This is a genomic window from Polaribacter sp. Asnod6-C07, assembly GCF_045063625.1.
Lineage (GTDB): Bacteria > Bacteroidota > Bacteroidia > Flavobacteriales > Flavobacteriaceae > Polaribacter > Polaribacter vadi_A.
This window is the reverse complement of sequence record NZ_JBEFOF010000005.1, coordinates 1,409,695-1,424,223: the sequence shown is the minus strand read 5'-3', so window position 1 is coordinate 1,424,223 and position 14,529 is coordinate 1,409,695. Positions and strand designations below refer to the sequence as shown.

Genomic DNA, 14,529 nt, shown 5'->3' with positions numbered 1-14,529 from the left:
TTAAATCTTTTTAATTTCGTTTTTTATGAATGAAAAGAAGCAACTAAAATACGATATGGCCTATTTAAAGATGGCTCGTGAATGGGGAAAATTATCTCATTGTAAAAGAAAACAAGTTGGTGCTTTAATTGTAAAAGAAAGAATGATTATTTCTGATGGTTTTAACGGAACCCCAACTGGTTTTGATAATTGCTGCGAAGATGGAGAAGGAAAAACTAAATGGGAAGTTTTACACGCAGAAGCAAATGCTATTTTAAAAGTGGCATCCTCTACACAATCTGCAAAAAATGCTACTTTATACATAACTTTATCTCCTTGTACAGATTGCAGCAAACTGATACATCAAGCAGGAATTAAAAGAGTTGTTTATGCAAATGCATACAAAGACCCAGCAGGATTAGAATTTTTAGAAAAAGCTGGTGTAGAAATTAAGTACTTACCTTATGAATAAAAATAATTTACCTATATATTTTGCAATTGCAGTGGTTTTAGGCATTTTAATTGGTGTGTTTTTCGGAGGAAATTCAAACAATTTATTATCGCTCTCTAAAAACCAATCGCAAGAACAAAAAATTAAAAAACTTATTAATTTTATTGAACAAGATTATGTAGATGATGTAAATACAGAAGATCTTTTAGATGGAGCAATTACACAAATGTTGGGTAAATTAGATCCACATTCTATATACATACCAAAAGAAAACCAGCAAGCCAACATAGAAAACATGCAAGGTAATTTTGTTGGTATTGGAGTTCAGTTTAGAATGATAAAAGATTCTATTACAGTAGTACAACCCATTAAAGGTGGACCAAGTATAAAAGCTGGTATAAAAGCTGGAGACAGAATTTTAATGGCAGATAATGATACTTTATATGGTAAAAATTTTAAAACAGGTATTGTACCAAAATACTTAAAAGGGAAACCAGAAACCAAAGTAGCACTTCAAATTTATAGAAAAAGCAACGATTCTTTATTTACAGTAGATATTACTCGCGGAAAAGTAAACATTAAAAGTGTAGATTTAGCTTATATGATAAACGATTCTATTGGTTATATAAAATTAGATCGTTTTGCTAGAAATACGTACAGAGAATTTAAATCATCACTTAATAGTTTAATTGATGATGGAATGACAGATCTCGTTTTAGATCTACGTGGAAATGGTGGTGGTTTTATAGACATTGCCAACAGAATTATAGATGAGTTTTTAGAAGATGATAAACTAATGGTCTTCACAAAAAACAATAAAGAACAAATTGATGAGTTTTTTGCAACCTCAATTGGTTCTTTTGAAAAAGGTGGCTTATATGTTTTAATTGATGAAAACTCGGCTTCAGCATCAGAAATTGTGGCTGGTGCATTGCAAGACAATGACAAAGGTACAATTATAGGTCGTAGATCTTTTGGTAAAGGCTTAGTGCAAATAGAAATGGATTTAGGTGATGGCTCTGCTGTACGTTTAACAACTGCAAGATATTATACACCTACAGGACGTTCTATACAAAAACCATATGCTAAAAATGGTGATAAAGATTACAGAAAAGATTATCAAAATAGAATTGCAAACGGAGAATTATTAAGTAAAGACAGTATTAAAGTAATTGATTCTTTACAATTTAAAACACCAAAAGGTAAAATAGTTTATGGTGGTGGAGGTATAATTCCTGATGTTTTTGTGGCCATAGATACTACTTCTTATATGTCTAATTTCTATTACAACACTGTAAATAATTTTGCTTTTGATTATGTTGATAATAACAGAACTTTATTATCAAAATGGACAATTGATACTTTTTCTGAGGGTTTTGATACAGACGATTCTGTTTTTGACACTTATTTATCAAAAATAAAAGACAGAGCAAATCCTTCTTTTAAAACCAAAACAAGCTTAAAAAAATACTTAAATGCATCTATTGCAAATGTACTTTTTGGTGATGTGGGTTTTTATAGAATTATACATAAAGACGACAAAATGCTACAAAAAGTTTTGGAGTTGGAAAGTAAAGAGGAATAGCTTTTCTTTGCAAAGATGATTAAAATTAACACTACTAAAAATAAGAAAGTCTATTTTGCTTCAGACCAACATTTAGGAGCTCCTACTCCTGAAAAAAGTTTTCCTCGCGAAAAGAAATTTGTAGCTTGGTTAAACTTGATAAAAGAAGATGCAGAAGCCATTTTTTTAGTTGGTGATTTGTTCGATTTTTGGTTCGAATACGATACTGTAGTTCCTAAAGGATTTGTTAGAGTTTTAGGAAAATTAGCAGAAATTAGAGATTCTGGAATACCTATTTATTTTTTTGTAGGCAATCATGATCTTTGGATGAATGACTATTTTGAAAAAGAACTAAACATAACTGTTTATCATAAACCACAAATTTTTATAATCAACAATAAAAAAGTATTTATTGGTCATGGTGATGGTTTAGGGCCAGAAGACAAAGGTTTTAAACGAATGAAAAAAGTGTTTACGTTTCCTTTATTTAAATGGATGTTTAAATGGTTACACCCAGATTTAGGTGTAAAATTAGGTCAATTTATGTCTGTTAAAAACAAAATGATTTCTGGAGATGAAGACTTTAAATTTTTAGGTGAAGAAAAAGAATGGTTAGTACAATATTGCAAACGCAAGTTAGAAACAAATCATTACGATTATTTTGTTTTTGGTCACAGACATTTGCCCTTAGAAATTCAACTAAATGAAAATAGTAAATACATTAATCTTGGAGATTGGATTAACTACTTTACTTACGGCGAATTCAGTAACGAATTTAAATTATTAAAATATCAAAAATAAAAAAAGACGACTATATAAATAGTCGCCTTTTTTATAAAAATATTTCTAATTATTTTAAGTTAAAACTTAGTCTAGCAAATAAAAATCTACCACTAATACCAAATTGTTGTGCTCTTCTAGACCAATCAAAACGTCCAGAACTTCTGTTACCATAAGCAGCATCTGCCATATCTGGATAAACATCTAACAAGTTATTGGCACCAATAGTTAAAGTTAAATCTTCTGACGCTTTATAACCAAAAGACAAATCAGTAACTACCTTAGAACTAAACACCTGTTGATTTGCAACAACTGTTGTAGCTTCTGTTACCTCACCAAAATACACGTTTCTTAAAAAGATATTAAATTTACCAGAAGTAAAGTTATTTGTTAAGTTAAACTTAGTTCTTGGCACAGCTTCTTCTAAATAAACTCTACTATCTTCAGGAAAATAAGTGCTTTCTAAACCTGCATTCTTTAAAACTTCAGAAGATTTTATGTCACCAACTTGTTCTGTTTTAGATAAAGTAGCAGATAAATCTGATGTTAATCTAGAGTTTGAACCAATATCAGCTTTATGTGTAATTACAAAATCTAAACCTTTAGACTGCGTATCTATTGCATTTGCAAAGAAAGATGCTGCAGAAGCATTTGCTTGCGCTAAAAGATTATCTAACTCTGTACCTGTTCCTGGACCTTGAAATTGCCCTGTATAAACAACTCTATCATCTATATTAACAACATAACCATCTAGAGTAAATGTAATATTAGACTCTGGTAATTTAGCAGTAAAACCTGCACTAAAACTACTAGATGTTTCTTCTTTTAACTGAGGGATACCCAATAATTTTGCTGCTCTACTATCATTAGCAAAAGTACCAACTTCTTGCGGATCTCCATTTTGATCGAAAATAGTAGAAGTTGCATTATAATTTAATTGATGTAAAGATGGCGCTCTAAAACCAGTATTAAAAGAAGCTCTAATTCTAAAATTATCAGATACTTTATAAATTGATGCCAACTTAAAATTAACTGTAGATCCAAAATCTGAATAATTTTCAAAACGAGTAGCTGCAGTTAAAGAGAATTGCTCTGATAAAGTTGCATCTAAATCTACATAACCTGCTACACTATTTCTACCTCTACTTAACTCATTACTTGGGCTAAAACCAGGAAATACTTGAGATCCACCAGGTCTACTAGCTCCAAAGAAGTCTGTTAAAGGTACTTGTGTAGAAGTTGTTATAGCTTCACCATTAGCTGTATATTGTGAATAAGAAGCTGTTTCACCAGCAATAATTTCGTAGTTCTCTAATCTATACTCAGCTCCAAAAGCAACACCTAAACCTTCAAACGTATTTTCGAAAAATTTATTTAAATCTAAATTTACTGTGTTTTGAGAAAAAGCAAACCCACCTGCATCAAAAGTTGTTGGAGAAGAATTACCCATAGACGCATTATAGGTGTTACCAATAATATAATCGAATGAATTTTTACCAAAAGTATTCGAAAAATCTACATTCCATTCACCTATTTTACCTTTAATACCTACAGCTAAAGACTTATCTGTAATTGTAGAATTAATTTCTGGTAAAAACCCGTTAATATACGCAGGTGTATATGTTCTACTTTGGTTTGGTAATCTGTAAAAACCAGCAGAATTACCATCTCTAGAACCTAAACCAGCAAAAGAATAGATTTCAGTTTCATTATCATCTAAAGGTAATTTAAAGTTGGCAAAAAATCTACCTCCACGAACTTTAGATTGCCCTACTCTCATGTTAAAATCTTTACGCTCTAAACCTCTTGCTGCTAATTCTGCAGTAGTATTATCTGCAGATAAAACTGTTTGTAAATCTGCTTTTGTAGAAGCTCCATTTAAATTAATACCAGCAGCATTTGCATACTGAATTACATCACTTACATCATCGTCTAATAATTGAGATAAATCATAACCATCATTACTAGCAAATCTTTCTACAGTATTGTAAAGGTTAAAAATATCTCCTTCCCATTCTTTCATTCTACTGTAATCTTCTCTAAAATCAAAATCTCCAGTAAAATTTATAAAACCTCCATTTTCGCCAATACGCAAACCATAATTTGCACTAATATTAATAGTTTCACCATCTACACCACCAGTTTGTCCGTTTGCATTTTTACTAAAATTAGCACCTGTGGTTACATTTAAAGAAAGTTCATTTACAGTTTCATTTAAAACAATATTTATAACCCCAGCAATTGCATCAGAACCATATTGTGCAGCAGCACCATCTCTTAAAACTTCAATTCTTTTAATTGATGCAGCAGGTATAGCATTTAAATCTGTACCTACACTACCTCTACCAAAAGTACCATTTACATTTACTAAAGAAGAAGTATGTCTTCTTTTTCCATTGATTAAAACTAATACTTGATCTGGCCCTAAACCTCTTAAAGATGCAGGATCTATATGATCTGTACCATCAGAAATTGTTTGTGTATTTGATGTGAAAGATGGCGCAACAAAATTTAAAATTTGATTTAAATTTACTTGAGGTGAACTCAATGCTAATTCTTTTACATTTACAATATCTATAGGCACAGGTGAGTCTACAGCTGTTCTATTTGGGTTTCTAGAACCAATTACAACAACTTCTTCTAAAGCATTATCATCTTCTACAATAATAGTTAAGTATTTAGTTGATGTAACTTTTACAACCTTAGTTGCAAACCCCATAGAAGACACTACTAATGTTGTTGGTAAACTTTTAACGTTAACGCTAAACTCTCCATTATCGTCTGTTACAGTTCCATTTGTAGTTCCTTTTACTAATACATTCATGTAAGGTAAAACGCCCCCTGATGCATCAGTTACTTTCCCTTTTATAGTTTGTGCTATTAATCCAATAGGAAGCATAAACATAAAAGTAATCGTCATTAATTTTAAAAGATACTTTTGTTTCATAAATAAGTTATTTGATTGTTAAATAAAATTTAAACACCCCTAATTTGTAGATTACAAGATAAGAGCTGTTTTATTTAAGAAGACAAAAAAAGAAAAAGTATACTCTAAAAAAATTAATTTTTTTTAAAGAAATTAATAAAACTGTATTAACTATTTAATATTTATAGATTTATATTGAATTTTAAATAATAAAAAGCACCATTAGCTCCCATTTGTGTAGCATCCCATTTACCACCACTATCTGTAAAATTATCTTGCTCTGTAGGATAAACATTAAACAAGTTATTTGCGCCTGCTTGCAGATTTAAAGCTTTATTTAATTGATATCCTAAATGCAAATCTGTAGTAACTTTAGCTTTATAAGTATCTGTAGCTGCAGTTAATCTTTCTGAAACTGAGTTATTATAATCTGCTAAATCATTAGTTATTTGCCAATCAATTAGCTTAACCTCACTAAATCTCGTTATTTTTAAAGCGGTAGTTATTTTTTTAAGTTGATAATTAGCCCCAAAACTAAATTTATTTTTAGGAGCTGATGCTAATAAAAATTGTTGTTCTCTTTGCCCAAAGAAAATTTCTTCTGCTAACATTTTGTTATTAATTTCATCAATAACCATGTGATTTATATTACCAGCAAAATCAAAAGAAAGTGATCCTTTTGTTAATTTTTTTTGCCAATTTAAAACTAAATCTACTCCTTTAGTTTTAGTGTTTACACCATTTGCAAAAAATTGAACATTATCTATATTTCCTCCTAAAATACTTGCATCAAAATTACCACTTAATATAATTCTATCTTTAATTGCCACATAATAAGCATCTATAGCCATATTAAAATTTGAACTTAATTTTGATGTAAACCCTAAACTAAAATTCTTAGCTTTTTCTTCTTTTAATTTATCAATATTAAACCTTCTAGCAATTGCACTATTATTTGCAACTAGTAAAGATTCTGTTGCTGCATTACCAATAAAATTTGTAAAGGTTAAATTGTAATAAATTTGAGCTAAAGATGGCGCTCTAAACCCTGTACTAAAAGAGGTTCTTGCACTAAATTTATTATTTAGTTTTATTCTAGAGGCAAGTTTATAATTTAAAGTACTTCCAAAATCGCTGTAATACTCATATCGTAAAGCACCAGCAATCATAAATTTTTTAGAAAAATCAACTTCTGTATCTACATAAACACCAAGATTAGAACGCTCTCTATCTACTTCATTTTCTATAGCATAACCAGGAAAACCTTGAGAACCACCAGGTCTAATTACTCCATTAAACATTTGGTATTCTGAAAATTGAGTGTCTGGGGTTATAACATTTCCATTAATATCATAAGACTCATAAGAAGCTTCTTCACCTGCAAATATTTTATATTTATCAAGCCTATGCTCTACTCCTAAAGCAATATTAAATCCATATTTATCCTTTAGGAAATATTTAGAAAAATCAATACTTGTTGTGTTTTGCATCAATTGATGACCACCAGCATCAAAATCTGTTGGGGAGTTTTCGACTAAAGTTGCGTTTAAAGTATTTTTAATAAAATATTGAAAATTGTTTCTACCAAAAGTATTGTTGGCATCAATATTCCAATCTTTAAAACTTGTAATCAATCCAAAGGAAAAAGAATTATCTACAATTTGTGATGTTATTAATGGATTAAATCCATCAGGATAAATTTCGAGCACATTTCTTTCGCTATTAGCCTTACGTGTAAATGCAAAAGCCTCTGTATTTTTATAGTTAAAACCGCCATTTGCATAAAACTTAGCGTTATTATGAATTGGTATTTCTGAATTAAAAAATAGACTTACATTTTTTATACCTGCTTGCCCATAATTCTCTCTAATTTCTGTACCTTTTCTATACGTTTTTTCAGAAGAAAGTGCTTCTGTAGTAATATTTACAAAACCACCCTCATTTATTTTTGTTCCGTAATTTAAGGCTAATTTGTAGAGAAATCCATCTGTTTTATTTGGCAATATACTTTCTGTATCTGCATTGTAAAAACCAATTGTAGAACCTACATTTAATTCGTTGTCTGAATCTTTTAAAACAATATTTAAAACACCTGCAATAGCATCAGAACCATATTGTGCAGATGCTCCATCTCTTAAAAGCTCTATTCTTTTAATTGCAGATATTGGTATTGTATTTAAATCTGTACCTGAATTCCCTCTACCTCTTGTACCATATAAATTTACTAATGATGCTTGATGTCTTCTTTTACCGTTAATTAAAACCAAGGTTTGGTCTGGCCCTAAACCTCTTATGGTTGCAGGATCTATATGATCTGCGCCATCTGCACCAGATTGTTTTGTTGCATTAAATGAAGGAATTACATATTGCAAAAATTGATTTACTTCTACTTGACTGTTCTTAGAAGCTGTTTTTTTTAAATCTATAAAATCTATGGCAAAAGGAGAGTCATTTGCTACTCTATTTTTATTTCTAGAACCAACAATCTGCACCTCTTCTAATTCTTGACCTGCTAATAATGTTATTGTATGAAACTTATTTTCGGTAAGTGTTAGCTTTTTAGATTCGTGTCCTAAAAAACTAACTTTAATTAAATTATTTTTTGGAATATCGAATTCAAAGATTCCGTCTTTATTAGTAGTAATACCAACTAAAGAATATTCTTCTTGCAAAGTTGCTCCAGTAAGTGGTGTATTATCCGAACTTAAAACAATGCCTTTTACTTTAATTTTTTGCTCTTTATAAATGGTATCTACAGATACATTTTTTCTTAAAATAAGTTTATTTTTTTCTCTACTCTTTGCACTTTCTGCATCTTTTTTGTAGTATACAACATAATAGTTATTACCTAAATCATCGATTACAAATGGAGTTATTTTTTCTAATAAAGAAATAGATTGTTCTAAAGAAAGATCTTTAAAACCCTCTTCATAAATGAATTTATTTAAAAGTAAATTTACGTTATAGGTAAAAAATATTTTATGTTTATTACTAATTTTATTTAGTAATACAGATAAAGGAATTTGTTTTTGCTCTTGATTTTGCCCAGTTATTTTAAAGCAGATAAATAGTATTAATAAAAATGATAAAAGAGTTTTATGAACATTTATTTTTATCATCTAATAAGATAAAGTTACACCTATTTTTTGCTAATAATTAAACTATTGTCTTTTTTAATAATAGTTACATCTACCGATTTTTCTATAGCCTCAATACAAATATCTATATTTGTTAAAGGCACAGCTCCAGTAATTAAAGTATTTTTAGCTTTATCATCTTTAAAAACTACAGAATAGCCATAAGATTCTTCTATTTTTTCCATAGCTTTTTCCAAAGATAACTTTTCAAAAAGCAAAGTACCATCTTTCCAGGAAGTTTTTAGCGAAGAATTATCTATATCCTTATCTTCCAAAACTCTATTTTCTTTGGCAGAATAAGAAATATAATTACCTGGAAGCATTTGTTTTTTCTCACCATTTTTAAGCGACAACCAAATATCGCCTTCTTCTAAAAAAACATCTGTTTTTTTCTTTTTGGTACTTACATTAAAAGCTGTACCATATACTTGTATAGATAAATCTTGGGTTATAACCCAAAACTTTGCGTTGGTAACTTTCTTTTTATCAACCTTAAAAAAAGCTTCTCCAGATAACCAGACTTTTCTACTTTCATTTTTATAATAAGACAAACTAGAATTGGAGTTTAAAGTAACGTCACTACCATCTTGTAGTTTTACTTTTAAAATTTCTCCATAATGTGTTTTATGTGTAATCTTTGAGTTTCTATTTAAAAAATAGAACCCAGTTGTTACAATTATTAAGATTGTAGCAGCAACACTAAATTTTTTTAATAATATAACTTTTTGCTTAGGTTTTGCTTCTTTAGCCTTAATTTTAGATTGTAACTTTTGCCATTCTAATGCTACTTTATCTTCAGAAACATTATTATTTTTAAAAGATATACCCAAAATTAAATCTTTAGCAGAGTTTACTAAATCACTTTTATCTGGGTTATTGGCTATCCAAAATTCCCAAAAGTTAATATCTGTACCATTTTTTTGATATACCCAGTTTTCAAAAGACTCATCTTCTAAAAAATCATTTATATCATTGTATTTTCTTTTAGTCATCTTAATAACAATCCATTGTAATCATAATATCCTTCATAATTATAATAAGACTACTTTTGTTTTTTTATACTCTTTAATTTCTGTTAAAGGCTAGTTAAATAATTTTGCAATAGAAACATCCTCTTTTAAACTCTTAATACCTTTGTGCAACAAATTTACTACACTTTGATAATTTATATTCATAATTTCGGATATTTCTCTTGCTTTCAAACCACTATAATACTTTAAATAAATTGCTTCTTTTTGTCTTTTAGGCAAGTTGTTTAATAACTTCGTTAGATTTGCATTATTAAACGCTACAGTTTCTTGATTTGTTATTAATTCATCAGCAGTAAACTCTAAATCAACAACATTTTCATTAGAAATATCTGAATATTTAAATCTTGATTTTTTTTTCATCATTCTCATTAAAAAGCGTTTATATGATAAAAAAAGGTAAGGTGCAATAGTTTCTAAATCGCTTAAATTCTCTCTATGTTCATAAACATACAAGAAAAAATCTTGTAAAGAATCTTCTGTAAGAGTCTCGTTTTTTGAAATTTTTAAGCCATAATTATAAAGTTTTGAATAATAACTTTCAAAAAGAACTGAAAACGCATTTAAATCTCCTTTTTTTAAGGATTTCCAAATATATTTATCAGTTAATTTTTTCATATCACGTTTAATAATAACCTCTAATGTAAAAAAAAATAACGAATTATCTTTAACCTTGTTTTAACAGATTAATTTTGTTAAAATTGTAGCTTTGTTTATCTGAAAAATTTAATATTAAATTATTACACACAATGGATGTAGATGTTAGAGCTATTAACGAGAAAATAGAGAGAGAAAGTGCTTTTATAGATATTCTTACTCTAGAAATGAGTAAGGTTATTGTTGGGCAAAAACAAATGATAGAAAGTTTGTTAATTGGTTTGTTAGGTAATGGACATATTTTATTAGAAGGTGTACCTGGTTTAGCAAAAACACTAGCTATCAACACCTTATCTAAAGCAGTACAAGGTTCTTTTAGTAGAGTTCAATTTACACCAGATTTATTACCTGCAGATGTTGTTGGAACAATGATTTACAATATGCAAAAAAATAGCTTCGAAATTAAAAAGGGGCCAATTTTTGCAAATTTTGTTTTGGCTGATGAGATTAACAGAGCACCAGCAAAAGTACAATCTGCACTTTTAGAAGCAATGCAAGAACGCCAAACCACAATTGGTGATACTACCTTTAAATTAGACGAACCATTTTTAGTAATGGCAACTCAAAACCCTGTAGAACAAGAAGGTACTTACCCTTTACCAGAAGCACAAGTAGATCGTTTTATGTTAAAGGTAATTATTGATTACCCTAAATTATTAGACGAGCAAATTATAATGCGTCAGAATTTATCTGGTAGTTTTGCTAAAGTAAATCCTGTAATTTCTGTTGAAGAAATTAATAGAGCAAGAGAAGTTGTAAATGAAGTTTATATGGATGAGAAAATCGAAAAATATATCTTAGATATTATTTTTGCAACTCGTTATCCAGAGAAATATAACTTAGCAGATTTAAAAGACTTAATTAGTTTTGGAGCTTCACCTAGGGGAAGTATCAATTTAGCTAAAGCTGCAAAATGTTATGCATTTATTAAAAGAAGAGGTTATGTAATTCCAGAAGATGTTAGAGCTGTTGTTTTTGATGTTTTACGTCATAGAATTGGTATTACTTATGAAGCTGAAGCAGAAAATGTAACTTCTGTAGAAATAATTAACCTAATTATAAACGAAGTAGAAGTACCATAGAAATTTTCAGTTAAATCCGTTTTTAAAAGGTAAAACCTGCTTAAAACTGATTTTTTTTGATTGTAAACTGAAGACTGCAAACTGCATACTTACAAAAATGGATACTAAAGAAATACTTAAAAAAGTTCGTAAAATAGAAATTAAGACAAAACGCTTGTCTAATGATATTTTTGGAGGTGAATATCATTCATCTTTCAAAGGACGAGGTATGACTTTTTCTGAAGTACGCCAATATCAATTTGGTGATGATATTAGAACTATAGATTGGAATGTTACAGCACGTTACAATGAACCTTATGTTAAGGTTTTTGAAGAAGAACGTGAATTAACTATGATGTTAATGGTAGATATTTCTGGGTCAGAATTATTTGGTACATCAACCCAATTTAAAAAAGATACTATTACAGAAATTGCTGCAACACTTGCTTTTTCTGCAACTCAGAATAACGATAAAGTAGGTTTAGTTTTATTTTCTGATGATGTGGAACTTTTTATTCCGCCAAAAAAAGGAAAAAGTCACGTTTTACGAATTATTAGAGAATTAATTGAGTTTAAACCAAAAAGCAAAAAAACAAATATTGATGCTGCTTTAAAGTTTTTATCTAGTGTTTTAAAGAAAAGAGCAATCGTTTTTATGTTATCTGATTTTATGGATGATGATTACGAAAAAAGCGCAAAAATTGCAGGTAGTAAACACGATTTAACAGGAATTAGAGTCTATGACAAACACGATGAGGAAATTCCGAATTTAGGTGTAGTACCAATGTTAGATGCAGAAACTGGAGAAGTACAATTGATAAACACATCCTCTAAAACCATCAGAACAAATTATAAAGCCAACGCTTTACGATTAACAAATTATTACACCAGTACTTTTAGAAAAAGTGGTGCAGGTACCATAAACACAAGAGTAGACGAAAGTTACGTGAAAAAATTATTAGGATATTTTAAACATAAAGGAAGATAATGAGAAAATACATTTTACATATTTTTTTGTTGATTTCAGCAGTTGCCTTTGCCCAAGACCCAATTGTAAAAGCGCAAATAGAAACTTCTAATATTAGAATTGGTGAACAGTTTAATTTACGAATTACAGTTAAAGATGTAGAAAACGTAATTCTACCAAAACTACAATTAAAAGGTTTAGAGGTAATAGACTCTGCAAAAGTAGATACGCTTAACTATATGTTAATTCAAAAATATGTTTTAACAGGTTTTGATAGTGGTGCGTTTTACATACCTCAGCAACAAGTTTTTGTTAGAAATCAAGCCTATTTAACAGATTCTCTATTAGTAAATGTAGCTACAGTTGCTATAGATACAACAGTGGTCAAAAAATATCCAATAAAATCGATTAAAAAAGAACCTTTAGTTTTCGATGATTATAAATTGTACATCTATTTATTAATTGCAGCTTTATTAATTATTGGTTTCTGGATTTACTGGTTTGTTATCAGAAAAAGAAAAGTTGAAGAAGAAGACCCAACTTATGTTGCATTGGCTCCTTATGAAGAAGCTATGTACAAATTGAATGAGTTAGACGAAAAATTACTTTGGCAAAACAATCAAGTAAAACAATATTATAGCGAATTAACAGACATTATTCGTGGTTATATAGAACGTGAATTAAAAGTACCTGCTTTAGAAAAAACTTCTGATGAAATTATAGAAGTATTAAATGATTTTCATGATGCAGATACCATAAATACAACTAAAGAAAACATTAAAAAACTTAAAGAATTATTTAAAGAAGCAGATTTAGTGAAATTTGCAAAATCTAAGCCTATGGCTTTAGAAATTGAAGAAGATAGAAAAGATGCAGAAGAAGTTGTACATAATTTAAAACCAAAACCAATAAGCAAAGATGAGGAATTGGAATAATTTTGAATTTTTAAATCCAGAGTTTCTTTGGTTGTTAGTGTTAATTCCACTTTTAGCCATTTGGTATTTTTTTGCCAGAAAAAAAGATGCTGCAATATTAACAGTGCCTAGCATAAAAGGTTTTAAAGCAAAATCATCGCTTTTATCAAAATTAAAACCAATTTTATATGTGTTAAGATTGTTAGCTATAGCAGCAATTATAGTTGCACTAGCAAGACCTAGAAATGTTTCTGTTAGCAAAAGAACAAAAACCAATAAAGGTATAGATATTGTTATGGCAATTGATGTTTCTGCAAGTATGTTAGCTAGAGATTTAAAACCAAATAGATTAGAAGCACTAAAAAAAGTAGCAGTTACTTTTGTAAATAAAAGACCTAATGACAGAATTGGAATTGTAGTTTATGCAGGAGAAAGCTTTACACAAACACCAATTACTAGCGATAAAGGTATTGTAAAAAGAACAATAGATCGTTTACAGTGGGGCCAATTAGATGGAGGAACAGCAATAGGAATGGGTTTGGGTTCTGGTGTAAACAGACTAAAAGAAAGTAAAGCCAAAAGTAAAATTATTATTTTATTGACTGATGGTGTAAACAATTCAGGAAATATAGACCCAAGAACTGCAACAGAATTAGCCAAAGAATTAGGCATAAAAGTATATACTATTGGAATTGGTACAAATGGAATGGCAGATTTTCCTTGGAGTAAAGATCCAAGAACAGGTCAGTTAAATTTTAGAAAACAACAAGTAGAAATTGATGAAGCTCTGTTAAAAGAAATTGCATCAGAAACTAATGGAAAATATTTTAGAGCAACCAATAACGATAAATTAGCAGAAATTTATGACGAAATTGATAAGCTTGAAAAAACTAAAATAGAAGAATTTAAATATTATAATTACCAAGAAATGTATCGAGATTTAGTCTTTTTAGCAATTGGTTTATTAATCTTAGAATTCTTGTTAAGAAACACGTTATTTAAGAGTTTTATTTAGATTGATAAATATCTAAAAACGCAAAATAAGTAGTTAAAAAAGTTACAAAA

The 14,529-nt window shown here is 29.1% G+C and carries 11 protein-coding genes; 7 read left to right on the top strand and 4 right to left on the bottom strand.

The genetic code is table 11. From position 1 onward, the window contains the following. Positions 1-25 precede the first annotated feature (25 nt). Genes ACJJVK_RS05965 through ACJJVK_RS05955 form a run of 3 tightly spaced genes read left to right on the top strand, consistent with a single transcriptional unit; the run spans position 26 to position 2,795 of the window. Positions 26-451 carry a dCMP deaminase family protein gene (locus ACJJVK_RS05965; protein ID WP_215994628.1) on the top strand — a complete coding sequence of 142 codons (426 nt, stop codon included), beginning with the start codon at positions 26-28 and terminating at the stop codon, positions 449-451. Beyond that, positions 444-2,015 (top strand): S41 family peptidase, encoded by a 1,572-nt coding sequence (locus ACJJVK_RS05960; RefSeq protein ID WP_405564150.1) that lies wholly within the window; start codon positions 444-446, stop codon positions 2,013-2,015. The genes ACJJVK_RS05965 and ACJJVK_RS05960 overlap by 8 nt, the downstream gene beginning before the upstream one ends. A gap of 15 nt (positions 2,016-2,030) precedes the next feature. Then, positions 2,031-2,795 (top strand): UDP-2,3-diacylglucosamine diphosphatase, encoded by a 765-nt coding sequence (locus ACJJVK_RS05955; protein ID WP_405564147.1) that lies wholly within the window; start codon positions 2,031-2,033, stop codon positions 2,793-2,795. Between the two features lie 49 nt (positions 2,796-2,844). Here ACJJVK_RS05955 and ACJJVK_RS05950 read toward each other — a convergent pair whose 3' ends face one another. From ACJJVK_RS05950 to ACJJVK_RS05935, 4 genes are all read right to left on the bottom strand, one after another. Then, a complete protein-coding gene (locus tag ACJJVK_RS05950) occupies positions 2,845-5,721 on the bottom strand; it encodes a TonB-dependent receptor (RefSeq protein ID WP_405564146.1) in 2,877 nt (958 codons plus the stop codon). Between the two features lie 161 nt (positions 5,722-5,882). Continuing rightward, complete coding sequence (locus ACJJVK_RS05945; protein ID WP_405564143.1) at positions 5,883-8,819, bottom strand: TonB-dependent receptor domain-containing protein; 2,937 nt, start codon at positions 8,817-8,819, stop codon at positions 5,883-5,885. A 20-nt stretch (positions 8,820-8,839) separates the two neighbouring features. Further along, the gene (locus ACJJVK_RS05940) at positions 8,840-9,829 is read right to left on the bottom strand and encodes a FecR family protein (RefSeq protein WP_405564141.1); all 990 of its coding nucleotides are present in this window, start codon (positions 9,827-9,829) and stop codon (positions 8,840-8,842) included. A 90-nt stretch (positions 9,830-9,919) separates the two neighbouring features. After that, on the bottom strand, positions 9,920-10,483 hold the full coding sequence (locus tag ACJJVK_RS05935) for an RNA polymerase sigma factor (RefSeq protein ID WP_405564138.1): 564 nt from the start codon (positions 10,481-10,483) through the stop codon (positions 9,920-9,922). A gap of 131 nt (positions 10,484-10,614) precedes the next feature. On the opposite strand from ACJJVK_RS05935, the gene ACJJVK_RS05930 reads away from it, so the two are divergent. The 4 genes from ACJJVK_RS05930 to ACJJVK_RS05915 all read left to right on the top strand — a co-directional run bounded on the left by ACJJVK_RS05930 (position 10,615) and on the right by ACJJVK_RS05915 (position 14,479). Beyond that, positions 10,615-11,604 (top strand): MoxR family ATPase, encoded by a 990-nt coding sequence (locus tag ACJJVK_RS05930; RefSeq protein ID WP_215994621.1) that lies wholly within the window; start codon positions 10,615-10,617, stop codon positions 11,602-11,604. Between the two features lie 97 nt (positions 11,605-11,701). Beyond that, positions 11,702-12,571: a DUF58 domain-containing protein gene (locus tag ACJJVK_RS05925; protein ID WP_215994620.1), complete on the top strand. Its 870-nt coding sequence runs from the start codon at positions 11,702-11,704 to the stop codon at positions 12,569-12,571. After that, positions 12,571-13,485, top strand: coding sequence for a hypothetical protein (locus ACJJVK_RS05920; RefSeq protein ID WP_405564136.1), 915 nt, complete (start codon positions 12,571-12,573; stop codon positions 13,483-13,485). The genes ACJJVK_RS05925 and ACJJVK_RS05920 overlap by 1 nt, the downstream gene beginning before the upstream one ends. Next, positions 13,469-14,479, top strand: coding sequence for a vWA domain-containing protein (locus tag ACJJVK_RS05915; protein ID WP_405564135.1), 1,011 nt, complete (start codon positions 13,469-13,471; stop codon positions 14,477-14,479). The genes ACJJVK_RS05920 and ACJJVK_RS05915 overlap by 17 nt, the downstream gene beginning before the upstream one ends. Positions 14,480-14,529 lie beyond the last annotated feature (50 nt).